The 21,158-nt window shown below is 60.4% G+C and carries 27 protein-coding genes and 5 pseudogenes; 18 read left to right on the top strand and 14 right to left on the bottom strand.

The genetic code is table 11. From position 1 onward, the window contains the following. Nucleotides 1–53: 53 nt before the first annotated feature. The 3 genes and pseudogenes from BN1241_RS12105 to BN1241_RS12915 form a co-directional block, all read left to right on the top strand. Nucleotides 54–224, top strand: a pseudogene (locus tag BN1241_RS12105) (DDE-type integrase/transposase/recombinase); the annotation flags it as partial. A gap of 86 nt (nucleotides 225–310) precedes the next feature. Then, a complete protein-coding gene (locus BN1241_RS01155; RefSeq protein ID WP_147599188.1) occupies nucleotides 311–1,714 on the top strand; it encodes an IS30 family transposase in 1,404 nt (467 codons plus the stop codon). Further along, nucleotides 1,695–2,015, top strand: coding sequence for a transposase (locus BN1241_RS12915; RefSeq protein ID WP_390617984.1), 321 nt, complete (start codon nucleotides 1,695–1,697; stop codon nucleotides 2,013–2,015). Before BN1241_RS01155 ends, BN1241_RS12915 begins: the two co-directional genes overlap by 20 nt. Before the next feature lie 211 nt (nucleotides 2,016–2,226). On the opposite strand, the gene BN1241_RS12910 is transcribed toward BN1241_RS12915, so the two are convergent. From BN1241_RS12910 to BN1241_RS01140, 3 genes are read right to left on the bottom strand one after another with little or no spacing between them, the layout of a single operon-like run. Beyond that, on the bottom strand, nucleotides 2,227–2,376 hold the full coding sequence (locus BN1241_RS12910; RefSeq protein WP_187117579.1) for a hypothetical protein: 150 nt from the start codon (nucleotides 2,374–2,376) through the stop codon (nucleotides 2,227–2,229). Nucleotides 2,377–2,420: 44 nt separating this feature from the next. Beyond that, nucleotides 2,421–2,819 (bottom strand): hypothetical protein, encoded by a 399-nt coding sequence (locus BN1241_RS01145; protein ID WP_054951909.1) that lies wholly within the window; start codon nucleotides 2,817–2,819, stop codon nucleotides 2,421–2,423. A 12-nt stretch (nucleotides 2,820–2,831) separates the two neighbouring features. Further along, nucleotides 2,832–3,410 carry a major tail protein gene (locus BN1241_RS01140; RefSeq protein WP_054951908.1) on the bottom strand — a complete coding sequence of 193 codons (579 nt, stop codon included), beginning with the start codon at nucleotides 3,408–3,410 and terminating at the stop codon, nucleotides 2,832–2,834. Between the two features lie 81 nt (nucleotides 3,411–3,491). Here BN1241_RS01140 and BN1241_RS01130 point away from each other — a divergent pair. The 8 genes and pseudogenes from BN1241_RS01130 to BN1241_RS01095 all read left to right on the top strand — a co-directional run. Beyond that, a pseudogene (locus BN1241_RS01130) lies at nucleotides 3,492–4,528 on the top strand (IS3 family transposase); the annotation flags it as partial. A 129-nt stretch (nucleotides 4,529–4,657) separates the two neighbouring features. Next, a pseudogene (locus BN1241_RS13130) lies at nucleotides 4,658–4,924 on the top strand (transposase); the annotation flags it as partial. Continuing rightward, nucleotides 4,908–6,139, top strand: a protein-coding gene (locus BN1241_RS01115) for an IS3 family transposase (RefSeq protein WP_147599167.1) whose coding sequence is annotated in 2 segments (ribosomal slippage) — nucleotides 4,908–5,196 and nucleotides 5,196–6,139 — 1,233 coding nt in all. Because the reading frame shifts where the segments join, the coding sequence is not laid out codon by codon here. The pseudogene BN1241_RS13130 and the gene BN1241_RS01115, both read left to right, overlap by 17 nt. Beyond that, nucleotides 6,133–6,855, top strand: a pseudogene (locus tag BN1241_RS01110) (IS3 family transposase); the annotation flags it as partial. The gene BN1241_RS01115 and the pseudogene BN1241_RS01110, both read left to right, overlap by 7 nt. Before the next feature lie 256 nt (nucleotides 6,856–7,111). Beyond that, nucleotides 7,112–8,191, top strand: coding sequence for an IS110 family RNA-guided transposase (locus BN1241_RS01105; RefSeq protein WP_054951905.1), 1,080 nt, complete (start codon nucleotides 7,112–7,114; stop codon nucleotides 8,189–8,191). A gap of 16 nt (nucleotides 8,192–8,207) precedes the next feature. Then, nucleotides 8,208–8,423 (top strand): annotated as a pseudogene (locus tag BN1241_RS12100) (integrase core domain-containing protein); the annotation flags it as partial. A gap of 128 nt (nucleotides 8,424–8,551) precedes the next feature. Then, nucleotides 8,552–8,764, top strand: a complete 213-nt coding sequence (relB, locus tag BN1241_RS01100) for a type II toxin-antitoxin system RelB family antitoxin (protein ID WP_054951904.1) — start codon at nucleotides 8,552–8,554, stop codon at nucleotides 8,762–8,764. After that, entirely contained in the window at nucleotides 8,764–9,048 is a 285-nt protein-coding gene (locus BN1241_RS01095) for a type II toxin-antitoxin system RelE family toxin (protein ID WP_077138213.1), read from the top strand. The genes relB and BN1241_RS01095 overlap by 1 nt, the downstream gene beginning before the upstream one ends. A 247-nt stretch (nucleotides 9,049–9,295) precedes the next feature. Here the strand turns inward: BN1241_RS01095 and BN1241_RS13125 are convergent, their stop codons facing one another. The 4 genes from BN1241_RS13125 to BN1241_RS13535 all read right to left on the bottom strand — a co-directional run bounded on the left by BN1241_RS13125 (nucleotide 9,296) and on the right by BN1241_RS13535 (nucleotide 10,601). Beyond that, nucleotides 9,296–9,676 carry a helix-turn-helix domain-containing protein gene (locus BN1241_RS13125; RefSeq protein WP_054951903.1) on the bottom strand — a complete coding sequence of 127 codons (381 nt, stop codon included), beginning with the start codon at nucleotides 9,674–9,676 and terminating at the stop codon, nucleotides 9,296–9,298. Between the two features lie 48 nt (nucleotides 9,677–9,724). Next, nucleotides 9,725–10,063, bottom strand: a complete 339-nt coding sequence (locus BN1241_RS01085) for a HepT-like ribonuclease domain-containing protein (RefSeq protein ID WP_054951902.1) — start codon at nucleotides 10,061–10,063, stop codon at nucleotides 9,725–9,727. After that, on the bottom strand, nucleotides 10,047–10,355 hold the full coding sequence (locus BN1241_RS01080; RefSeq protein ID WP_054951901.1) for a nucleotidyltransferase family protein: 309 nt from the start codon (nucleotides 10,353–10,355) through the stop codon (nucleotides 10,047–10,049). Before BN1241_RS01080 ends, BN1241_RS01085 begins: the two co-directional genes overlap by 17 nt. Before the next feature lie 126 nt (nucleotides 10,356–10,481). Further along, on the bottom strand, nucleotides 10,482–10,601 hold the full coding sequence (locus BN1241_RS13535) for a hypothetical protein (protein ID WP_390617982.1): 120 nt from the start codon (nucleotides 10,599–10,601) through the stop codon (nucleotides 10,482–10,484). A 26-nt stretch (nucleotides 10,602–10,627) separates the two neighbouring features. On the opposite strand from BN1241_RS13535, the gene BN1241_RS12695 reads away from it, so the two are divergent. Further along, nucleotides 10,628–10,789 (top strand): hypothetical protein, encoded by a 162-nt coding sequence (locus tag BN1241_RS12695; RefSeq protein WP_230198221.1) that lies wholly within the window; start codon nucleotides 10,628–10,630, stop codon nucleotides 10,787–10,789. Between the two features lie 253 nt (nucleotides 10,790–11,042). Here the strand turns inward: BN1241_RS12695 and BN1241_RS12470 are convergent, their stop codons facing one another. The 5 genes from BN1241_RS12470 to BN1241_RS13120 form a co-directional block, all read right to left on the bottom strand. Further along, complete coding sequence (locus tag BN1241_RS12470) at nucleotides 11,043–11,495, bottom strand: nucleotidyltransferase family protein (protein ID WP_082418139.1); 453 nt, start codon at nucleotides 11,493–11,495, stop codon at nucleotides 11,043–11,045. A gap of 116 nt (nucleotides 11,496–11,611) precedes the next feature. Next, nucleotides 11,612–12,163, bottom strand: a complete 552-nt coding sequence (locus BN1241_RS01065; protein ID WP_147599165.1) for a GNAT family N-acetyltransferase — start codon at nucleotides 12,161–12,163, stop codon at nucleotides 11,612–11,614. Next, complete coding sequence (locus BN1241_RS01060) at nucleotides 12,160–12,585, bottom strand: type II toxin-antitoxin system VapC family toxin (RefSeq protein WP_054951898.1); 426 nt, start codon at nucleotides 12,583–12,585, stop codon at nucleotides 12,160–12,162. Before BN1241_RS01060 ends, BN1241_RS01065 begins: the two co-directional genes overlap by 4 nt. Beyond that, the gene (locus tag BN1241_RS01055) at nucleotides 12,582–12,815 is read right to left on the bottom strand and encodes a FitA-like ribbon-helix-helix domain-containing protein (RefSeq protein WP_054951897.1); all 234 of its coding nucleotides are present in this window, start codon (nucleotides 12,813–12,815) and stop codon (nucleotides 12,582–12,584) included. The genes BN1241_RS01060 and BN1241_RS01055 overlap by 4 nt, the downstream gene beginning before the upstream one ends. Before the next feature lie 255 nt (nucleotides 12,816–13,070). Next, a complete protein-coding gene (locus tag BN1241_RS13120) occupies nucleotides 13,071–13,229 on the bottom strand; it encodes a HepT-like ribonuclease domain-containing protein (RefSeq protein ID WP_222704358.1) in 159 nt (52 codons plus the stop codon). Between the two features lie 1,126 nt (nucleotides 13,230–14,355). Between BN1241_RS13120 and BN1241_RS01045 the strand changes: the two genes are divergently transcribed. From BN1241_RS01045 to BN1241_RS01030, 5 genes are all read left to right on the top strand, one after another. Then, nucleotides 14,356–14,898, top strand: a complete 543-nt coding sequence (locus BN1241_RS01045; RefSeq protein ID WP_054951896.1) for a DUF488 domain-containing protein — start codon at nucleotides 14,356–14,358, stop codon at nucleotides 14,896–14,898. Nucleotides 14,899–15,255: 357 nt separating this feature from the next. Further along, on the top strand, nucleotides 15,256–15,870 hold the full coding sequence (locus BN1241_RS13115; protein WP_230198220.1) for an LLM class flavin-dependent oxidoreductase: 615 nt from the start codon (nucleotides 15,256–15,258) through the stop codon (nucleotides 15,868–15,870). Next, the gene (locus BN1241_RS13110; RefSeq protein ID WP_230198219.1) at nucleotides 15,870–16,322 is read left to right on the top strand and encodes a hypothetical protein; all 453 of its coding nucleotides are present in this window, start codon (nucleotides 15,870–15,872) and stop codon (nucleotides 16,320–16,322) included. The genes BN1241_RS13115 and BN1241_RS13110 overlap by 1 nt, the downstream gene beginning before the upstream one ends. 82 nt (nucleotides 16,323–16,404) lie before the next feature. Continuing rightward, entirely contained in the window at nucleotides 16,405–16,764 is a 360-nt protein-coding gene (gene cmtR / locus BN1241_RS01035) for a Cd(II)/Pb(II)-sensing metalloregulatory transcriptional regulator CmtR (RefSeq protein ID WP_054951895.1), read from the top strand. Then, nucleotides 16,761–18,653 carry a heavy metal translocating P-type ATPase gene (locus tag BN1241_RS01030; RefSeq protein ID WP_054951894.1) on the top strand — a complete coding sequence of 631 codons (1,893 nt, stop codon included), beginning with the start codon at nucleotides 16,761–16,763 and terminating at the stop codon, nucleotides 18,651–18,653. The genes cmtR and BN1241_RS01030 overlap by 4 nt, the downstream gene beginning before the upstream one ends. Nucleotides 18,654–18,731: 78 nt before the next feature. Here BN1241_RS01030 and BN1241_RS01025 read toward each other — a convergent pair whose 3' ends face one another. After that, nucleotides 18,732–19,712: an NAD(P)-binding domain-containing protein gene (locus BN1241_RS01025; RefSeq protein WP_082418138.1), complete on the bottom strand. Its 981-nt coding sequence runs from the start codon at nucleotides 19,710–19,712 to the stop codon at nucleotides 18,732–18,734. Nucleotides 19,713–19,903: 191 nt separating this feature from the next. Next, nucleotides 19,904–20,086 carry a helix-turn-helix transcriptional regulator gene (locus BN1241_RS01020; protein ID WP_054951892.1) on the bottom strand — a complete coding sequence of 61 codons (183 nt, stop codon included), beginning with the start codon at nucleotides 20,084–20,086 and terminating at the stop codon, nucleotides 19,904–19,906. A 475-nt stretch (nucleotides 20,087–20,561) separates the two neighbouring features. On the opposite strand from BN1241_RS01020, the gene BN1241_RS01015 reads away from it, so the two are divergent. Beyond that, nucleotides 20,562–21,137, top strand: a complete 576-nt coding sequence (locus tag BN1241_RS01015; protein ID WP_054951891.1) for a CueP family metal-binding protein — start codon at nucleotides 20,562–20,564, stop codon at nucleotides 21,135–21,137. Nucleotides 21,138–21,158: the final 21 nt, after the last annotated feature.

Raw genomic sequence — 21,158 nt, 5'->3', positions numbered from 1 at the left:
CCGCAACAGCGGCATGAAAACAAGCTGTCACCTAAACCTTCAGCAGACCCGGCGAAGGAAAACTGTATCTGTGTGCGATCAAAGACCTGTACTCGCGTAAAATCGTGGGCTACGCCACTAGTGCGCGGATGAAATCAGGTTTGGCTGTGGCCGCGTTAGATGACGCAATGAGGAAACGAGGACATCCCCGTGGCGTGACCGTCCACTCCGATCGAGGCTCGCAAGGTGGATTCAATTGATTGTCGCAACACCTTGGTGGGAAAGGTGTGAGTCGATGGCTACGGATGACTGGAGTAGGAAGCCTGGTGATATGCCGGTGGAGGTGCGTCGTCAGTGGCGTGCGGATCGGGCGCTTCGTCCCCCGATGCGTTCACCTGGCCGGCCGGTTCCCTCGCGGGCAGTTCAACGTGACTTTTGGGCGTTGATCGCTACGGGAATCACGACTGCGGAGGCTGCCGTGAGGGTGGGGGTGTCCGTACCGGTAGGGACACGGTGGTTCCGTCATGCTGGTGGGATGAGACCCTTAACATTGGACGAGCCCTCGGGGCGGTATCTATCGTTTGCTGAACGGGAGGAAATCGCGATCTTAAGCTCCCAAGAGTTGGGGGTACGTGAGATCGCCCGCCGGATCGGACGCAATCCGGCGACGATCTCTCGTGAGCTACGGCGTAACGCTGCCACCCGTGGTGGCACGACCGTCTATCGGGCAGGGGTGGCGCAGTGGAAAGCTCAGGAAGCCGCCAAGCGTCCCAAACAAGCAAAACTCGTGGGTAATCCGCGACTGCGAGACTACGTTCAGGATCGTCTTGCCGGGACGGTCCGAGATGAAAACGGGGTCGTTATGGCGGGGCCTGGTACTGCTGGGTGGAAGGGCCGGAACAAACCTCACAGGGCAGACCGTCAGTGGTTTACTGCATGGAGCCCGGAGCAGATATCGCAGCGGTTAAGGATTGACTTCCCCGATGATGAGAGTATGAGAATCAGCCATGAAGCGATCTACCAGTCCTTGTATATCGAGGGGCGCGGGGCGCTTAAGCGTGACCTCGTTGCCGCACTACGCACTGGGCGGGCACTGCGTAAACCCCGGGCCAGGAGCAAGTCGAAACCGCATGGACACGTGACTGACGATGTTGTCATCTCTAACCGGCCCCCTGAAGCCTCGGATCGGGCAGTACCTGGCCATTGGGAAGGCGACTTGATCATCGGCACCGGACGTTCAGCGATCGGGACCGTGATTGAACGCTACAGCCGGTCGACCCTGCTGGTGCACCTGCCTCGCCTGGACGGCTGGGATGAACAACCAAGGACGAAAAAGGGACCTGCCTTGAGCGGATTCGGAGCTCAAGCGATGAACTCCGCCCTACAAACCGCGATAACCGATCTGCCATTACAATTACGTCAAACGTTGACCTGGGACCGAGGAACCGAGCTCGCTGACCATGCCGCTTTCACTCTAGCCACGGGCACGAAAGTGTTCTTCGCTGACCCTCACTCGCCATGGCAACGGCCCACGAATGAAAACAGCAACGGGCTCTTACGCCAGTATTTCCCCAAAGGCACCGACCTGTCTCGATGGACAGCCCAAGACCTCGCCGCCATCGCCTACACGCTCAATAACAGACCAAGAAAAGTCCTCGGATTTCGAACCCCAGCCGAAGTATTTAAAGAACAATTACAATCAATTCAAAACAGCAGTGTTGCAACCACCGATTGAATCCAAGCAATACACCTCCTCAGCTTTCCAGACCACCTGTCGGCGGTTGGGAGTCCGCCAGTCGATGGACCGGATCGGTTCGAGTGCGGATAATGCGATGCCCGAGTCGTTCAACGCCTCCCTCAAGCGAGAAACTCTCCAAGGTGCTCGTGGGTGGGACTCTGCCGAGGTGTGCCGTCGCGAGGTCTTCCGGTGGGTCACCCGCTACAACACTCGCCGACGCCACTCAGCCCTGGACTACCGCTCGCCCCTTGCCTTCAAGACCGCGACGACGGCTGCTACCGTAGGCCTCGTTGCCTAACTGACACCAACGCCGTGTCCACTACTCGGGGGACACCCCCCGACCTATAACCGGCTCCAACACCCCGAAGGGCTGGTGTGGATTGCTGAAGCACTCGGAGCAGACACCACTCTCCTCCAGCGGGTAGCCGAGGAAGCGTTGAGCATTCCCAGGCGCAGGCGAAGCGGATTCGTGCGCACGCACCTGCCCTGGAATCTGATCGCAGACCTGGCTAAATCCCAGCGGGGATGATGTCGTCGATGAACCAGTACCTGACTGGTTCGGCTCCGCCGGTGTCGATCAGCCAGCAATCCACCAAATCAAGCAGCTGCCCGAACACCATGAGTTCCACCTCGAGTGGGCGCAGGTGCAGGTGCGCCATGCCAATGTAGGTAAGCCGGGTGAAAGTGGCGGCTAGGCTGGTATCTACGCGCCCGATGCCGGGTCTTTTGGGACCGGTGCGGTTTCGATCGTGCGGCGGGTTCCGTGCTGGAGTGCGGTAGCAATCGCAGAGCGGTACTCCGACAGATCGGCAGGCACGGTCAGGAGCTCAACCGCATCCACCGTCAACTCGGTCTGCGGGTCATCTGGGTGGGTGAGGTTATGAATCGCCACCGACTGGTTCGCCAGCAAAGTGATCAGCCAGATCACCTCACCGAGCGTGTGTGCGAAGTCCTCACTGGTCTCCAAGGCTTCGCCGAGGTTCTCCAGCCCGCCGTAGCGGGCAGCGATCTCGCGCGTGGCCCGCGTGGTCGAAATCAACTCATACTCGCTGCCACCGATAGTCACAGTGGCAGCAGACGTGGTCTTTTTCTTGGTGCTCATGTTGGGGGCTCCTTACTCTGCGGTGGCGGGTTCGTAGACGGCCTGGTACCAGGCGTTGATGGTCTCGTCCTTCACTCCAGCAGCCCCTTCGGTGACTTCGGCCTGCCACGGGTGCTTACCAGTAGCGTCTGGTTTGTTACGGCGCAGGATTGTGCCCTGCACCGTCGGGGTGGAGAACGTAATGGAGTCGGCCTTGGTTGCCAGGGTCGTGGTGGGCAGGGCGAACTTGACCCGGTAGAGCCAGAAGTACTGGTACTTTCCGTTGGAGCGTGCGGCGCGGAAGCCGATCGCGACCGGGGTTGTGTTGTCCTCCGAGGTGGAGATCAGCACCCCGTTGGCATCGACGTGTGCGCCGGTGAGTGCGGAGGCTGCTTCGGTGCCAAGGTCATCCACGCCGAGGGTGAGGGTACCGGACTTGAATTCCTTCACGATCTCGCTCGCTCCGTCATCGGCGTACAGAATTGCTTCTGCCAGTTCCACAGAGAGCTCAGCACTGATGGCTTTAGCAAGCTGAGTGGGGGTGGCGTAGGTTTCCTCGCCCGTGGTGGGGTCTTCGGTGATAGTCGCGTAGTAGAGCTTGTCGAGTCCGATGGTGGCTGGGCGGCCTAGGGATTTCGGACAGTGGGCCCTCTTACAATCGAGGGGGCGTTACTGAAAGAGAGATCCGAGTTTATGTCGGCAACACGCAAGCATTACAGCCAGGAGTTCAAAGACGAGCTTTGTCGAGAGGTCGTCTCCTCCTCGAAACCGGTCAGGGCTGTCGCCAAGGATTACGGCGTCAATCCTGAGACTTTACGAGGCTGGGTCTATAAGTACCGCCAAGAGAACGTCGGGGACGAAGAAGCACTAACCCTGCCTGAGCGGGCCCGGCTCAAAGAGCTGGAACGAGAGAACCGAGAGCTACGCGCGGAGCGAGAGTTCCTGAAAAAAGCCAGCGCTTACTTCGCGAGGGAGCAGCGGTAGTGAGCAAGTATGAGTACATCGACTCCCTGCGCAACGACCCAGCTAACACGAATCCGGTGACGTCAATGTGCCGATGGCTCCAGGTATCGACCTCGGGGTTTTATCACTGGCGCAGCCGCCCCCAATCGGCAACCGGTGCCCGGCGCGAACAGCTCGCAAAGCGAATCATTTTCTTCTTTGAAGAATCGGAGGGCATCTACGGGTATCGGCGTATCCATGCCGATCTGAGAGCTGAAGCCATTGAGTGCTCACCTGAGCTGGTCCGTCAGATCATGAAAGACGAAGGCCTAGTGCCTTGTCAGGTCCGGCCCTACAAAGTCACCACCACACCTGATACCCGGGGCGCTGAGGAGGTCCCTGACCTAGTTGAGCGTGACTTCACCGCCGATCGTCCCGGGATCAAGTTCGTTGGCGACATCACCTATATCCGCACCTGGCAGGGCTTCATCTACCTCGCCACGGTCATCGACTGCTTCTCCAAGAAAGTGGTGGGCTGGTCGATCGCTGATCATATGCGATCATCTCTGGTGGAGCAGGCCTTAAAGAACGCTGCCGCAACGACAGTGATCAAGCCCGGTGCGATCTTCCATTCCGACCGAGGAAGTGTCTACACCTCAGCACGCTATCGCACGCTCCTCAAAGACCTTGGAATGCGTTCATCCATGGGCCGCACCGGTGTGTGCTGGGATAATGCCCTGGCTGAGTCATTTTTTGCCGCGTTGAAAGTCGAACGGGTCTATCGCACTGTGGACTGTCCCAGGTTTTGTTCCGTCTGAGTAGATGGGAAAATCTAGACCATGCCGAAGAAGTTTGACCAGGACGCGAAGGACCGTGTGGTTCGCCTCGTAGAAGACCGTATTCTGGCAGAAAATCTNGTGTGGTCGAACAACCCCACCGAGCGGTTAAACAGGGAGATCCGCCGGCGCACCGATGTCGTGGGCATCTTCCCGAACCGCGAATCCATCATCCGGCTTGTCGGTGCGGTTCTTGCCGAGCAACACGACGATTGGATCCAACAAAAGCGCTACATGTCACTGTCCGCACTCGAACACACCAAACACCTCATGCACCACCCTGGACTGTCCCAGGTTTTGTTCCGTCTGAGTAGATGGGAAAATCTAGACCATGCCGAAGAAGTTTGACCAGGACGCGAAGGACCGTGTGGTTCGCCTCGTAGAAGACCGTATTCTGGCAGAAAATCTATCCATCCAAGCAGCATGCAAACTGGTAGGCCCAAAGCTGGGGGTTTCGTGGCATACAGCCCGCCAGTGGGTACAACAAGCTCGTCAAGCCGGTGGAGTACACCGTGCGGAGGAAGACGTGATCGCCGAGAATGCGCGGCTACGCAGGGAGAACCAAGAACTTCGTGACACCAACGAACTGTTGAAAGCTGCCTCAGCTTTTTTCGCGTCCGAACTCGACCCGAAACGTCAGAAATGATCTCATTCATCGACGAATACCGTGATCATTTCGGGGTTGAGTTCATCTGCCAGACGTTACAACAGCACCGCGAAGGCGGGTTCATCACTGCCCGGGGATACCGCCAATCCAAATCCCGCGGCCCCAGTGCCCGGGCACTGCGTGATGCTGACCTCGTGGAGATGATCTGCCAGATTCATGAAGAAAACTACGGGGTCTACGGTGTACGCAAGATGTGGCATGTACTGCGCCGTGCAGGAATCAGTATCGGCCGGGAGCAAACTGGCCGGTTGATGCGCCTGGCCGGGGTATGCGGCAAGAGCAAAGGCAAGCCTCCTGTCACGACACGTAAACCACGGACTGTTGATACGCGCCCTGACCTGGTCAAACGAGACTTTCAAGCAAGTGGACCGAATCGGTTATGGGTTGCTGACATCACCTATGTTCGCACCGTGACAGGGTTTGTGTATGCAGCGTTTGTCACCGATGCCTTCTCCCGCAAGATCGTGGGCTGGGCACTATCGGATTCGATGCGGACCGAAGCCCTCCCCTTACAAGCATTGAATCAAGCCATTGCATCAGCGAAGGAAACCACGCGTCTGGTCCATCATGCTGACCACGGCTCCCAATACGTTAGCGTTGTCTATAACGACAAGCTGACAGAGGCTGGTATCACTCCGTCAACCGGCACAGTGGGAGATTCCTACGATAACGCTCTAGCAGAAAATGTCAACGGCTCATACAAGAATGAATTGATCCATACCCGCCGGTGGGCTGATGTTATTGAGGTCGAGATCGCCACATTTCAATGGGTGACGTGGTGGAACGAAGCCCGACTCCACCAAAGCCTGGGATATCGGACACCACACGAGGTAGAAGTCGACTATTGGGCTCACTACCCAACACAAGAAACAATCAAAAATAGGGTAAACGCCTAGGAACAAAACCCGGGGCACTTCAGATTGCTTACATTGACATGTTCAGGGATCGTTTCGGAGTCGAGTCCATCTGTCGCGTGTTGGGTGCGACAGACCGTGGGTTTATCACCTCACGCGGGTACCGGGCAGCCAAGACACGACCAGCCAGTCAGCGCGCGCAACGCGATGCGGCGTTGATTCCGGTGGTCAAAGAGTTGCACCAGGCTAATTATGGGGTCTATGGGGTGCGCAAAATGTGGCATGCCATGACCCGTGCTGGGTGGGATGTGGGCCGCGACCAAGTCGCCCGGCTGATGCGCCTGGCCGGAATCCGCGGTGTCGTTCGTGGCCGGAAGCCACGCACGACGAGCCCAGCGAAGGTGCCAGATCACCGGCCGGATCTGGTCAATCGGAACTTCAAGGTGAATGCACCGCATCAGCTGTGGGTTGCTGATATTACCTATGTGCGCACGACCAGCGGATTTTGCTATACCGCGTTTGTCACCGATGCATTCAGTCGCAAAATTGTTGGCTGGGCGACTCGGACCACGATGCGCACCGATGCGCTGCCGTTGGAAGCGTTGGAACACGCGTTGCTCAGCGCCAAGGGCCAAGCGCTTGAAGGATTAGTTCATCACAGCGATCGAGGGTCGCAATACGTCAGCATTCGCTACACCGAACATCTGGCCAGGGCTGGTCTGACGGCCTCGGTTGGCACTGCTGGAGACGCGTACGACTGTCAGACTGTTTTCACCTGGTTCCGCAAGAATCGGGTAGACCTGACCGGTGAGCTCTGACTCCAGCATACGAATGACCCCAATGGTGTCTTAGCGTTGTACTGTCGAGCACCCGGACAGGCATGTAACAGAGCACTGACACCTGGCGGGAGTGACCTCATAGGAGCCTGGAGCTTTACGCATTCCTCGTGACAGTCCTGTCCACCCGGCAGGCGACAGTGTGAGTCCACTCGAGCGAGCAAGGAAACACAGTGCCATGGAAACCCCGATAAATATTAGATCCGGATACGTTGTCATCGGCGTCGATACACATAAACACATCCACGTTGCAGCCGTGATGGACTCCGTGGCCGGGATTCTCGATACTTTAACGATCCCCACCGATACTTTCGGGTTCGCGAAACTCACCACATGGGCCCAAACCTATGGACAGATCTTAGTTTTCGGTATCGAAGGGACCGGATCCTACGGAGCCGGGCTCACATCCTATCTGCGCCGTCATGGTCATCGTGTTGTGGAGGCGGGCAGGCCCGATCGCCGGCTTCGGAGAATGAACGGTAAATCCGACACCCTGGATGCGAGAAATGCTGCTCGGGCAGCACTGGCAGGCATGGCTACTGCAACCCCGAAAACTGCTGATGGCACAGTCGAGATGCTCCGCCTGCTCAAGGTTGTCCACGGCACTGCAGTCAAAGACCGCAGTGCCGCGATGATCACGCTCAAAGCGATGCTGGTCCACGGTGACGATCACCTGCGAGCAACCACGAACAAGCTGACCCCAATCAAGCTCGCCCGCCACCTAGCACGGTTACGCCCCTCTGATCTGACCACAGTCGCTGGGACGCTGCGGTACTCGTTACGGGCCTTGGCAAGGCGCTGGCTCTTCCTCGATGCTCAGATCAAAGAACTAGAATCACAGATCAACGCCCTCGTGACTGATTACCGACCAGCACTACTGGAGCAATTCGGGATCGGTGCCGACACTGCCGCGAAGATTCTCATCGTGGTCGGCGATAATCCCGAACGCATTAAATCAGAAGCAGCCTTCGCGAAACTCGCAGGCATCAGCCCGATCCCCACCGGCTCGGGACAGACCAGCGGCCGGCACCGGATCAACCACGGCGGTCACCGCCAGCTCAACGCCGCGATCTACCGCACCGTCATTGTCCGGATGCAACACCACGAACCGACAAAAGCTTACGTGGCTAGACGAACGGCCGAGGGCAAGTCCAAACGCGACATCATCCGATGCCTCAAACGCTACGTCATCCGCGAGGTCTACCACCTCGTCAAAGCTCAACCAGCCACCGCTATACCTCTGCAGAAAGCGAGTTGACAGATATAGGAGCGTCAATGCGTTAGCTGAGACCGTCAACGGGTTATATAAGGCCGAGTTGATCTATGCTCGCCCCGCTTGGCCGTCAGCTACTGAGGTGGAATTCGAAACCATGAACTGGGTCCACTGGTGGAACACGAAACGATTGCATGAAGCCCTGGACTATCAGACCCCGACCGAAATCGAAGCAAGTTATCATATGACCCAGGCTCAAGCCCTGAGCCCCGTATAAAAAGCGGAACAAAACCCAGGGCGATTCACATCCAGACTATCGCCGTCCCCCACATCCAGTGCGGACGCCTGATCTTGCGCCGGAACACATCGCTGAATACACTGTATTCTCGAGCGCAGGGAGAAACTATGAGCACCATGACAATCCGCATGAACGAGCAAGACGCCGAGCTCGTCCGCAAGTTCGCCCACTTTGAAGGCGTCACCATCTCCGACTTCGCACGTGCCGCCATCCTAGAAAAGATCGAGGACTCCTACGACCTCCAGGAGCTGCGCGAGGCCGTCGCACAGGATTCCGGCGAGCGCTTCAGCATCGACGAAATCCTCGACGAACTCGACTGATGACCGCACAGCCTACTCGGTACCGCGTCGAGTTGACGGCACGAGCACGCAAGCAGCTGAACAAGATGGACCGGTTCGATGCCCGGATCCTCACCACCTGGATCAAGAACAACCTCGACGGATGCCTCGACCCGCGCGTCTTCGGCAAAGGACTCACCGCGAATCGTTTGGGCGAATGGCGCTACCGCGTAGGGTCCTACCGTATCCTCGCCCTCATCCACGACGATGTCGTCACTATCGAAGTCTTCTCCATCGGTCGACGCGACAGGATCTACGAGCGCTGAACGTCGTCGAACTCAGCGCAGAACTCTTCACCGACTCACGCACGGCTTGTAAGCGGTTCGCCGCACAAGCCAGGAACACGAGCCCAAGCACCGGGTCGCGATACTGAACCGGGATCAGCGTGGGGTTCGCATGTGACTCGCCTGGTTCACTCCACAGCATGCAGCGAACCAGGCGAAAGAGTGACCTCCATTTCCCCAGACGTCACACGATAGACCGGAACTTCGCAGAGTTCCAGCATGGGGAAAATCAGCGCCCGTGGTCGTGCGTGGCATCGGTTCGCTGGCGGGCCAGCCAGCGACTGAGCACGTCGATCCACATATCGAAGGCGTCGAGGTGCCCGTCATGGCTACCTCCGTTGAGATCAATCCAGTCTGTCTGGGGCCTGCGCCGGATCAATGCATCCCGCTCGTCGTTACCGAACATCCCCTGCCTCGCGAACACCGCAAGGGTCGAGACCGTCAGAGCCTCCCATTCATCCCAGCAAGACTCGTGCACGATCTCGTTAAACCGTCGCGGCAGGACACCGATGGACACTGCAAGCTTGTGCCGCGTGATGTCGAGCCCGTCGATGAATTCCCCCACCAGGACCTCGCCAGGGTGAATCGGGGCGTCAAGCTTCCCAGTCATGTTGCACCCCGGTCGTAGTCCTCAATGATCACGATTTCTGGGCCAATGTTAATCCTCGAGCAAAACCGCCAACCGGGTAGCAAGAGGAGACAGCCGCGTAACCACCACGGCCCACACGATCTCGTGATCGACAATGCCATACTCATGGGCGATGATGTTGCGCATCCCGATGATCCGTTCAAGGTCCGGAACTTCGGCGGCGGTCTGGGCATCTGTGCGGCGCAGACGGTTCAATGCTTCACCGAGAATCTCCAGCTGTCGCTCCACTGCCGATTGCACGAGTAGGTTGACTTGAAACTCGTGGACGTCGATCCCTTCGACGAAGGATAGGGCAGCCAAGCATGCCTGATGGGCATCCCATAAGTGGGCCTTAGATGTCGGCAACATAGACAACCTTTGCCTGGCGGAGCGCCGACTCACGGAAGTAGGGATTGCGGATTGCTCGCTTCACAACCAGATCGACATCACGGTTAACGATGGTGCGAAGATCGTCGCGAAGCGCGCAGAAGTCCTCAAACGGATCCGGCCGGTCGGGGAGGAAATCAACGAGGAAGTCGATGTCACTGTCCTCGCCCAAGTCTCCGGTGACGACGGATCCAAACAGCGCTAATTCTGCCACGCCGTGGCGCAGAGCGGCGCGACGAATGGCGCCGAGATTCACGCCAGCAGAGATAGTCATGGGACCAGTATACTGCCGTCGCCTACCCGCGGAGCGGCTATCGATCCTAGATTGCGGTTCACACCTTACGGAGGAACTCCATCAATTTCAGGACGGAGTGAAGCGCCCTGGGTTTTGTTCCGCTTTTTATACGAGGCTCAGAGCTTGGGCCTGGGGCATATGATAGCTGGCTTCTAGTCCTGCTGGGCTCTGATAGTCCAAAGCTTCATGCAATCGTCTCGTGTTCCACCAGTGAACCCAGTTCATAGTTTCGTACTCGACTTCGGTCGCTGATGGCCAGGCGGGCCGAGCGGATCAGTACCGCCACGCCGAAGCTGGAGGCGCGCCAGCTCTGGTCGGCCGCCGCCGCGATGTGCCTGACCCTCCTGCCGATGGTCGTGGTCGTCGCCGGCGTGTGGATGTCGGTCGCCGGACTCATCACGGGTACGCCGTAGGCGCTGGACGTGGACGGGAGCGTGCGGCTCGGCATCGGGCGCTGCTCGTTGTCGGCGTGGGCCTCGGGGCGGGCGCGATGTGTGTAACAGAGAGGGATTCTCGAGCGCAGGGAGAAACCATGAGCACCCTGACAATCCGCACGAAGAGCGGCAGAGCATCACGGGTACGCCGTAGGCGCTGGACGTGGACGGGAGCGTGCGGCTCGGCATCGGGCGCTGCTCGTTGTCGGCGTGGGCCTCGGGGCGGGCGGCGTCAAGGAGTCGACGCCGCGTCCGCCGGTTCCCAGCCGAGTTCAGGAGCAACGTACTTCGCGAACGATTCGAGCACGTGCAGGTAGTACTGGGTGCCAACCTGGTTGGGAATCGTCAACATGAGCGTGTCCGCCGACATCACCGCCGCGTCCGCCCGCAACTGCTCGACGAGCCTGTCCGGCTCGTCGAGCAGTTGCGCAGGAGACACATCGATGTCATCGCGCCCCAACAGCGCGCGGGCCTGCTCGAGCAGTCCGGACCCACGCATCAGAAGATTCCCCTCAGCGGGGTCCGTCTCGACGAGGATGTCGATGCCTGATCCAGCGGACGCGGTGCCTCGCGCCACGGATCCGAACAACATCGGGTTAGTCGCGCGGTAGCGATCGAGGAGCACCTCGAACTCGTCACGGCGCGCAGCTAGAAGCTCGCACAGCGCGAGCGTCTCGGGCGTCATGACGGGATCAGCATGCCTCCAGGGTACCTACCCTGACAGCACGTCGACATGGCGCTCTACACGTAGACGTGGGGCTCCACCACTTTCCAGCATGGAGATCCATCTGCAGTCAGCGACTACCAAGCCCGTCCGCGCAGGTCGATGTCTCCGTCAGGCCACATCTGGAGGGGCGAGATGGGCAGGATGAGGATCGGCGGGCCAGGCTCGGTCACGACAGGTCGACCATCACGCCCGACCGACCCTTCGCGTGCACGGATCCTCTTCCACCCGCATGACTCGTAGAACGGGACGACTTCCTCGCGACACCCCAAGTAGACGAACGCGGCGCGGCCATGATCGCGCATCGACTGCGCAGCCCAGCTCATAAGTTCGCGCCCGAGGTGCACCCCTCGTGCGTCAGCGGAGACCAAGACACCGCCGACTCCCCCGATCGCAAGGGTCTGGGTTCCAACAGTAATCTCGCGGTGTGCCCACCCCACATGGCCGATAACGCGACCTTCGATCCGCGCCATGCTGTGGACATCATGTGACGCATAGCCGTAAGGCTGTCGCGGATCCCACTCACCGAACTCCTCGAGATACTCGCTGTCGAAGAGTGACCGAAGCCCATGCAGATCAGCCTCGGTGAGCTCTTGGTGGGCGAGGACCTCGATTGAATACTGCTTCAATCGTCCACGTCCCACGGGTTCACGAGTTCGACGCCGGTGTGCTGGAAATCCTTCACATTGCGCGTAGCGCAGGTTGCCCCGCGTGCCAGGCAGATCGCAGCGATCTGGGCGTTGGCGGTACTGATCCGCGCACCTGCCGCCTCTCGCAAGGCCAGCACCTCCGCGTATCGCCCCGCCGCGTCAGCATCGAACGCGAGTACCGCGCGGCTCCCCCGATAGAGTGCTACCGCTTCATCGATCCCGCGAGCAAGCTCGTCTTTTCGTCGCCCTTCCGGCAACCTCCGGATACCAGCAAGCAATTCAGCAAGAGTGATGGACGTGATCGCCACGTCGCCCGTCAGCGACGCGAGCCACTCGAGGACACGAGGCTCCGGCGAGGGCCGAAAGATCTCCGAGATGACGTTGGTGTCGAGGACGATCATTCGAAACTCGCCACCCGGGCGACATCATCGCGCGTCTGAATCGGTAGCTCACCGACCCCACCGACATCCTGTGCCACATTCAGAAGAGCCATGCCGATATGCGGGAAGCGGGCCGCCTGCGTCAAGATATCGCGAACCTCGGCCTCCATGGACCGCCCATTCTCCTTCGCCTGAGCTGCGAGCTGTTGCTTCACACGGTCATCGAGACCACGCACGATAATGGATGCCATCAGCACCACCCCCCTTCTGCTATCAACAATGATAGCTCCGATGGTGCGCTGGGGAAAGACAAAGCTAAGAGAACGAAATCCGGCCGATCACAAAGATCAACGGGACTCGAGGAGCAAGATCAGCTCCCATCACGCGTCAAACCAGAACTCGACCCACGTTCCGTAGCCGAACAACCTTTGGGTCCGCGCCGCCAGTCGGTGGCAACGTACTCACGTAGCGCCTCGGCGAGAGGCGGCAGATGAGTCTCGACGACATCACGGGTCGACGCCGAAGTACTGGTGCACCAGGATGCTGCGAAAGCCCCGAATCTGCGGCGAGGCGAACTCGGCGTGCGCGCCGGTGATCTCATCGGGCAGATGGTTCACGGCTTCGCCGATGACCTGCAGGTTCCGCTCGATCGCACCCCCTGCCATCTCCGCGATGTCACTCTAGCGGTCCAACGCAGCGACATACCTCTGGCATGGCACGACAGCCTTGAGCACATCGCGATGCGCTACGCCGAACTGCGACTCACAGCGGCACCGCCTCGGCGAGCACCGCGGCGGAGACCTGGCGCTTGAGTAGTTGCGCAGGAAACACGTTGATTGCGCGAAGGGAGGAGAATTCTCCTCGACCTAGACCGGATTACTCTTCTACACCAGATTTATCTGACGTAGCTCCCAGTACATCCCAGATGTTGGCACTGAGATCGAGGCGAGAACGACAGCGATGACACAGCTCGGATTCACCCGACCCGAGATCAATTCTTCCAGCGGGCTTCACTGTCGCGGACGGGCTTCATTCACACGAGCGACTGCTGAGCGGCAAGCCGATTGCCACAATCCGCGAAACATTCAAGAACGCCATTTAGAATGGGACGTACCTCGGAGCATCACGCAACACGACATCAATCCGGACGACTCGGTTTCCGCCGCGACATCAGGCCACGTTTTTTCCGACCCCACGCGACGAAGAGCACCCTCAGCGGGAATTGCGCCTCGGGTTCGACGACTCAATACGGTTCCTCGAGCTTGTCATCCTCACATGGGACGACGGCACCGAAACGGAGCATTGACTCGATGAAAACGCGCAAACCTACCGTGCTCTACCAATTAGGCCTCAAGTCTGGATCGCAGCCCCAACTCCGCCTACACGTTAAATCTGAACTCCACGACGTGTCGCTGCGAAGTCACCTTCTCATTCGTGAATAGCAGCTAAAAACGACCGCACCCCACTATGTGCGGCAAAGATAGGGTTCACACCAGGTAGTCTCAGCCCTCGCTCCTCGTGCAGCAGCATCCTTTAACAAGACATACATGGGATTCGCCCTACATACGGTTAATTCAGGCTTCCGATGTCGCCCAAGCGACCCGTTGAAACTTAACCGAACGGTCCGTGCGGAACGCTCGGCCGTAAATAGGATTGATGCTGCGCAAAGGCGGGCGCGAATGCATTAAACGTCCTGCCTGCTACCTCCGCGCTCTACCGGTCCGACCACCTGCCAATGCACGATACCCAGAGGCCGATGGATGTAACCGCTTGGAGCGTAGCATTGGTAACATGCGCATTTTCACCGTGGGCCACTCCAACCTCGAGTTCGAGGACTTCGCTGAAATGATCAAGGCTGCCGGTGTGGCATCCATCGTGGATGTGCGCAAGCTGCCCGGGTCCAGGAAGTACCCGTGGTTCAACGGCGACCACCTTGCCGAACACCTTCCCACATGTGGCATCACTTACAGCAGAAGCGAAGGCCTAACCGGGCGGCGCAACACGTCCCACTCGGTGCCGTTTGAGGTTAACGGCAACTGGCGTAACCGCAGCTTCCACAATTACGCCGACCATGCGCTGGGCGAGGAGTTCTCCGACGCAATCTCGCAGCTACGGGCGAACGCCGCCGAAACCCCCACCGCGATCATGTGCGCCGAGGCGGTGTGGTGGCGCTGCCACCGGCGTATCATCGCCGACCACCTCATCGCCCACGGTGACGAGGTTGGCCACATTATGGGCCTGGGTGCAGCCGGGGCGAAGGTGAGCGAGGCAACGCTCAACGACGGCGCAGTCATCGGCAACGATCTCCGCGTGCGCTACCCCGAGCGGGGCTAGCGCGTACACCAGAGGCCAGGGGGTGCGGAAACTCGGACTACGAATCAGTCAGCCACGGCATCCTCCTCGGCCTGACCTCAGGTGCGCCCTACGCCTTGTATTCATGGAGCGCCCGCCGCCTTATGAGCAGCAGCATCGGAGGCACACCAGCGGATAGCACGCTCAAACGAGTTTTAGGTTAGGAAAACTGAACCGCTCAACCTAAGAAGACTACCGGGAACCCCAGTAGTGCCCCAAAGCGTCGAATCGAAAAACGTGCTACCGACTTGCCACGGACCTAGACGTTGAACTTGAAGTCTACGGCATCTCGTTGCAAAGTCACTCTCTCGTTCACGCCATCAAAGGGAGTGTTATCCAATGAAAGCGTTCGGATTCTTAAGCTTCGGGCATTACGCCTTCGGTGGCCAGCGCGGGCCATCTGCGGAAAAGATCGCCAAGACACATCTGGAGATCGCCCAGGCTGCGGACGAAATCGGCGTGAACAACGCGTCCTTCCGTGTCCACCACTTCGTGCCGCAGGCCTCCGCTCCGATGCCGCTGCTGGGTGCTGTCGCGGACACCACCAAACACATCGAGGTGGGCACCGGTGTCATCGACATGCGCTATGAAAACCCGCCGTACCCCGCCGAAGAGACCGCGTCGCTGTACCAAATTTCCGGTGGCCGCGTGGCCCTGGGCATCTCGCGCGGCGCCCCCGAGGTGGCTGACCGCGGCTGGGAGGCCTTCGGCTACAAGGGCGAAGCGCCCGACGGCGCAGACGTGGCACGAGCCCACCTCGAGGCGTTCATGGCTGCAGTGGACGGCAACGGACTCGCCACCGCCGCACCGCGGGACCGGCAGTACCCCAACATGTTCCAGCCCGGCTCCGCCCTGCCGGTCTTCCCCGTGGTGCCCGAGCTGCATAAGCACATTTTCTACGGCTCCGGCACCCACGCTTGTGCCGTGCCAACCGCAAGGACGGGCTCAACCTGATGTCGCCCACCCTGGTCTCCGAGACCACCGCCGAGCCCCTGGGCGAAGTCCAGGCGGAGCAGATCAGCCGGTACCGCGCCGCGTGGAAGGAGGCGGGCCACGATTGGACGCCGCGCGTGTCGGTGTCCCGCTCCGTCTTCCCCATCGTCGACGGCGCGGACATGCAGTTGTTCGGCATGCAGGCCTCCGGCGCCGATCAGGTGGGCATGCTTCCCGACGTCGACGCCTCCACCTTCGGCCGCACCTACGCCACCGAGCCGGACAAGCTCATTGAGCAGCTCAAAGCTGACGCCGCCGTCATGTCCGCCGACACCCTGCTCATCACCATGCCCACCGGGATGGGCGTCGACGTCAACGTGAGGATCTTGGACAACTTCGCCACGCATGTCGCCCCCGCGTTGGGTTGGCAGCCGAATCGCGAAGGCCCAGTTACCGGCTATTCCATCGACTAATTCCTGCAGGTCGCAAGCTCTTCGCTTCAATGCCAGTTCAGTGCGTGTTGAATAGTTCAATAACTGCTGTATAGTACAGCACATGCTGACTATTGCTTCACGCCTCGACGTCATGAACCGGCTCGGCCGGGCCATGGCGGATCCGACGCGCTCCAGAATCCTGATGACCCTGCTCGACGGCCCGAGCTACCCGGCCGTGCTTTCGCGCGACCTGGACCTGACCCGCTCGAACGTCTCGAACCACCTGACCTGCCTGCGTGACTGCGGCATCGTCGTCGCCGAGCCAGAGGGCCGCAAGACTCGCTACGAAATCGCCGATCCGCACCTCGCGACAGCGCTCAACGCGCTAGTGAACGCGACGTTGGCTGTCGACGAAAATGCCCCGTGCATCGACCCTGAGTGCTCGGTGCCCGGCTGCAGCGTGAAAGGAGCAGACGCATGAGCTCGTCGTGTGGATGCGAACACGAACCCGCCAAAGAGATCGAAGAGCGCGATCGACCATGGTGGAAGGACCCCGAGCTGCTGCTACCGATCTTCTCCGGCGTAGCCCTCGGCATAGGCCTAGCGCTGGACTGGTCTGGGCAGGAGACGCCCGCGACGGTACTGTTTTGGGTTGGCCTGCTGCTAGGGGCGTATACGTTCGCACCTGGAGCGATCCGGAACCTCGCAACGAAGCGCAAGCTCGGCATTGGTTTGCTGATGACAATCAGCGCGGTCGGCGCGGTAATCCTTGGTTACGTCGGAGAGGCCGCGGCGCTAGCGTTCCTATACTCGATCGCCGAGGCACTGGAAGACAAGGCGATGGACCGAGCCCAGGACGGACTACGGGCACTGTTGAAATTGGTACCGCAGACCGCGACGGTGCTGCGCGACGGTACGGCGGTCGAGGTCGCAGCGAAGGACCTCGTGGCTGGCGAGCTGATGCTCGTGCGCCCCGGAGAGCGGATCGCCACGGATGGCATCATTCGGTCTGGGCGCTCCAGCCTTGACACCTCAGCGATCACCGGAGAATCCATTCCGCAGGAGGTTGCGCCCGGCGACGAGGTGCCCGCGGGAGCAATCAACTCCGCCGGCGTGCTGGAGGTCGAGACGACCGCAGCTGGAACAGACAACTCGCTGACCACACTCGTGGACCTGGTCGAACAGGCGCAGGCGGAAAAGGGCGACCGCGCCCGGATCGCCGACCGGATTGCCCGACCCCTCGTGCCCGGGGTGATGATCCTCGCGGTGCTGGTCGGCGTGATTGGCTCACTGCTGGGCGACCCCGAGACGTGGATCACCCGCGCGTTGGTGGTCCTGGTCGCAGCATCGCCGTGCGCGCTGGCAATCTCCGTGCCGCTGACGGTCGTGGCCGCGATCGGCGCGGCCAGCCAGTTCGGCGTGGTCATCAAGTCCGGCGCCGCGTTCGAGCGACTCGGCGGCATCCGTCACCTGGCGGTGGACAAGACCGGAACCCTCACCCGCAACCAGCCCGAGGTTACCGGCGTGGTCCCGACAGTGGGATTCGATCGAGCGCAGGTGCTTGCTTTCGCGGCGGCAGTTGAGCAGCAATCGACGCACCCCCTCGCCGCGGCGATCGCGGCAGCGGTGCCCGAAGCGCCCGCTGCCTTGGACATCAGCGAGGAAGCCGGGCATGGCATCGGCGGCACCGTCGACGGTCGACGGGTGCGGGTGGGCAGCCCCCGGTGGATCGATGCCGGGCCACTAAAGGCAGACGTTGAGCGCATGGAGTCCGAGGGCCAGACCTGCGTCCTTGTCACCGTCGATGACGCTCTCGCCGGGGCTATCGGGGTCCGCGACGAGCTGCGGCCCGAAGTGCCCGAAGCCGTGCAGACCCTGCACGCCCATGACGTGGAAGTAAGCATGCTCACCGGCGACAACACCCGCACCGCCCGGGCGCTGGCTGAAATCGCCGGAATCAACGACGTGCGCGCCGAGCTTCGCCCGGAGGACAAGGCAAGCATCGTCGCCGGGTTCTCCTCCAAGACGCCGACAGCGATGATCGGCGATGGCATCAACGACGCGCCGGCACTGGCGGGCGCGACGGTGGGTATAGCGATGGGAACGACCGGCTCTGATGCCGCAATCGATTCCGCTGACGTCGCCTTCACCGGCCACGACCTCCGACTGATCCCGCAGGCGCTGCAGCACGCCCGCCGAGGCAGCAGGATCATTAACCAGAACATCATGCTGTCTCTGGCCATCATCATCGTGTTGATGCCGCTGGCGATCAGCGGCATGCTGGGCCTGGCCGCCGTCGTGTTGGTTCACGAGGTCGCCGAGGTTATCGTGATTTTGAACGGCCTGCGGGCTGCGCAAGCGAAGCGCTGAGACGCACCTTCGCCCAGCGCGCTGGCTCTCCAGCGCGGATCTTGGAAGGATCGAGCTGCTCAGGGACCAAGCATCGTCTCAAAACTTTTGATGCCGAGCTTCATCGACACGGCCCGCGACTACCTGGGCGGTGTGTTTGGCAAAGGGCCCAACACCCATCAGCGTTACCGAGCCGTCCCCGGTCCAGTTGCCATAACCGACTAGATGCATATTCGTCACCGCGGTTTCGCGGCCGCGCATGAGGTGGCGGAATGGGCCGAGGGCCGGACGGAAACCAGTGCACCAGATCAGGTGGTCGTGGTCGAGCTCGCTCAAGCTATCGAAGATGGGGGTAGCGGTGAGATGGTCGGAGTTGCGGAGCTCACGTAGATGAGGAAGCGCGACAATGTCCCCAAGGTTCGGGCCGGAATCGCCGCCGAGAATTCGGCGGCGGCTGCGGAGAAAGAGATCGCGGCCATCGACATCATCAGGCATCCAGCGCGGCCGCTCAATTGTGAACCATGTGACCTCCGACGTCCCGATGAGGTCCGCGGCAATCTGGGCACCCGAGTTCGCGCCACCGAGCACCGCGACCTTCGCGCCGCGGAATGGTTCGGGACCGGGGTAGGTCGACGAGTGCCATTGGCGTCCGCGGAAGGTACCGGGGTAGTGGGGCACGAAGGGCGCGGACCACGTGCCTGTGGCCGCGACCACGTTCTCCGCTGTGAATTGATCGTCGGTCGAATCTAGGAAGAACATCCCTCCGTCATGGGACACGCTGCGAACGTACACTGGGCGTCGAACCGGGAGGTCGTACCGTCGTTCGTAGCTTGTTAGATAGTCGATGACATGGCGTGCCGGCGGATACCCCGGGTACTGCGGCATAGGCCAGCCGGGCAGGTTGGAAAACTCCGCGGCGGAGAAAAGCGTCAGTGAAGGCCACGCGTGCAACCACGCTCCGCCGGGTTCCTCTTGATTATCCAAGATCAAGAAGTACACTTTGAAGCGCCGCAGGTAGTATGCCGTGGCTAGGCCGGACTGGCCACCACCGACGACGATGGCCGTGTGATGCTGAGCCAATCGACCATCCCTCCATAACCTCCCGGAAGCGCCGCTCAGTATCGCTTCTCACTTCATCGGACAAATGCCCACCCAGTTATGTCTCCGCGACCTCTCCATCGGGAGTGGTCGGTTTCAGGCGCATGCCGCCGTCTCGCAGTTATTCAGCCTTGCACGCGGTCAGTTCCACGACCTTACCGCTTATCCAGCGGTCAGCTAGCTGGATCGACTGCGAGTCCCTCGCTCGCACTCATGCCCGCGGCCGAAAGGTCAGCAGTGTCAGTATCAATCGCGCGCTTCCCGTGAACGATCTCGTCGATCCCGAGAGGGAGAACACCGATGGAGACAGCGAGCTTGTGCTGGGTAATGCCCATCTCCCAGAGCAAAGCTTCCATGAGAACCCGTTACATTTATTTGTAGGTCCTCGCCAGAGGATCTGGTCGCTGGACCTGGTATGGCTGTTTTGCCCTGTCATCGATGATCCGTGGGGGGGGGATACCACCCTCGCTCAGTGCCCGGCGGGGAAATCTTCATCAAATCTTCAAACATCACCCTTCGACCGCCGTCACCCCTGTGCCCCACCCCGGGCCGGCGGCATCGCCTCCCCTGGTCGGTTCAGCAGGCGCCACCAGGGATTTCACTGCCTGCACCGCATACCCGGGGCGGGTAGAAGGACATCGCCCACGGCTGTGGGGTGGTGTCCCGGTGGTGACCCAGCCCACCGAATCCACCCCTTTTTCGCCCTGCTATAAGGCTGTGAGCAGGGTTTTTGATTTCTAGTCCATCAGGCACCCGTGCTAGATTAAAGGTGTGATATCGACCTTGAGGCGGTGTCTTCTCACGGTCTTACCGCGATCCAAGGAGATTGACGTGAAACGAGCAGCGATCGCAGCCGCCGCCCTTGCCCTCGCCCTCACGGGGTGTTCGGCCGCTGACCCGGAACCCACCGCCGACGGGACGGTGTACCAGGATACATTCCTGACTACCCATGGCCTGGCCGCCATGGACGCGGTGGAGATCATTGATCATCTCGACCGGCAGAAGGTCACTGAGCGTCCCACGGATCTGATCGCCTCAGTGCGTGCCGATGAACTGCTGCTCTCGAGCGGTGACCAGGAAGTCGTGGTCGATCTTCCCGACAATCAGACGTATGTCTCGATCGCACCCTATCTCACCTCCACCCACGACTGCTTCTACCACAGCCTCACGACCTGCCTGGGGGAACTCAGCAATGAGGATATCCAGGTCACGATCACCGATGAGACGACCGGTGAGGTGCTGGTGGACGAGGCGACAACCACCTTCGACAACGGGTTTATTGGCTTCTGGCTTCCCGATGATGTCACCGGCCTGATTGAGGTCAGCTACCAGGGGCGTACCGGCACCACGGAGTTTTCCACCACCGACGACGGTGCCACCTGTATCACAGACCTGCGCCTGACGTGATGGCTCAGCAGGGTCCTCACC

It is taken from the genome of Flaviflexus massiliensis (genome assembly GCF_001375495.1).
In the GTDB taxonomy this organism is placed as follows: Bacteria; Actinomycetota; Actinomycetes; order Actinomycetales; family Actinomycetaceae; genus Flaviflexus; species Flaviflexus massiliensis.
The sequence above is the reverse complement of the archived record's forward strand: the minus strand, read 5'-3'. Positions and strand labels throughout refer to the sequence as shown.

Coding starts and splice junctions, on each gene's coding strand:
- BN1241_RS13125 (WP_054951903.1), bottom strand. CDS start 9,676: ATGACTGGGAAGCTTGACGCCCCGATTCACCCTGGCGAGGTCCTGGTG.
- BN1241_RS13110 (WP_230198219.1), top strand. CDS start 15,870: ATGTCGCCCACCCTGGTCTCCGAGACCACCGCCGAGCCCCTGGGCGAA.
- BN1241_RS01045 (WP_054951896.1), top strand. CDS start 14,356: ATGCGCATTTTCACCGTGGGCCACTCCAACCTCGAGTTCGAGGACTTC.
- BN1241_RS12910 (WP_187117579.1), bottom strand. CDS start 2,376: ATGGCGCACCTGCACCTGCGCCCACTCGAGGTGGAACTCATGGTGTTC.
- BN1241_RS01020 (WP_054951892.1), bottom strand. CDS start 20,086: ATGGAAGCTTTGCTCTGGGAGATGGGCATTACCCAGCACAAGCTCGCT.
- BN1241_RS01030 (WP_054951894.1), top strand. CDS start 16,761: ATGAGCTCGTCGTGTGGATGCGAACACGAACCCGCCAAAGAGATCGAA.
- BN1241_RS01080 (WP_054951901.1), bottom strand. CDS start 10,355: ATGACTATCTCTGCTGGCGTGAATCTCGGCGCCATTCGTCGCGCCGCT.
- relB (WP_054951904.1), top strand. CDS start 8,552: ATGAGCACCATGACAATCCGCATGAACGAGCAAGACGCCGAGCTCGTC.
- BN1241_RS12470 (WP_082418139.1), bottom strand. CDS start 11,495: ATGACGCCCGAGACGCTCGCGCTGTGCGAGCTTCTAGCTGCGCGCCGT.
- BN1241_RS13115 (WP_230198220.1), top strand. CDS start 15,256: ATGAAAGCGTTCGGATTCTTAAGCTTCGGGCATTACGCCTTCGGTGGC.
- BN1241_RS01105 (WP_054951905.1), top strand. CDS start 7,112: ATGGAAACCCCGATAAATATTAGATCCGGATACGTTGTCATCGGCGTC.
- BN1241_RS01055 (WP_054951897.1), bottom strand. CDS start 12,815: ATGGCATCCATTATCGTGCGTGGTCTCGATGACCGTGTGAAGCAACAG.
- BN1241_RS01060 (WP_054951898.1), bottom strand. CDS start 12,585: ATGATCGTCCTCGACACCAACGTCATCTCGGAGATCTTTCGGCCCTCG.
- BN1241_RS01095 (WP_077138213.1), top strand. CDS start 8,764: ATGACCGCACAGCCTACTCGGTACCGCGTCGAGTTGACGGCACGAGCA.
- BN1241_RS13535 (WP_390617982.1), bottom strand. CDS start 10,601: ATGAACTGGGTTCACTGGTGGAACACGAGACGATTGCATGAAGCTTTG.
- BN1241_RS13120 (WP_222704358.1), bottom strand. CDS start 13,229: ATGGCAGGGGGTGCGATCGAGCGGAACCTGCAGGTCATCGGCGAAGCC.
- BN1241_RS01155 (WP_147599188.1), top strand. CDS start 311: ATGCCGGTGGAGGTGCGTCGTCAGTGGCGTGCGGATCGGGCGCTTCGT.
- BN1241_RS01085 (WP_054951902.1), bottom strand. CDS start 10,063: ATGTTGCCGACATCTAAGGCCCACTTATGGGATGCCCATCAGGCATGC.
- BN1241_RS12695 (WP_230198221.1), top strand. CDS start 10,628: ATGGCCAGGCGGGCCGAGCGGATCAGTACCGCCACGCCGAAGCTGGAG.
- BN1241_RS01145 (WP_054951909.1), bottom strand. CDS start 2,819: ATGAGCACCAAGAAAAAGACCACGTCTGCTGCCACTGTGACTATCGGT.
- cmtR (WP_054951895.1), top strand. CDS start 16,405: ATGCTGACTATTGCTTCACGCCTCGACGTCATGAACCGGCTCGGCCGG.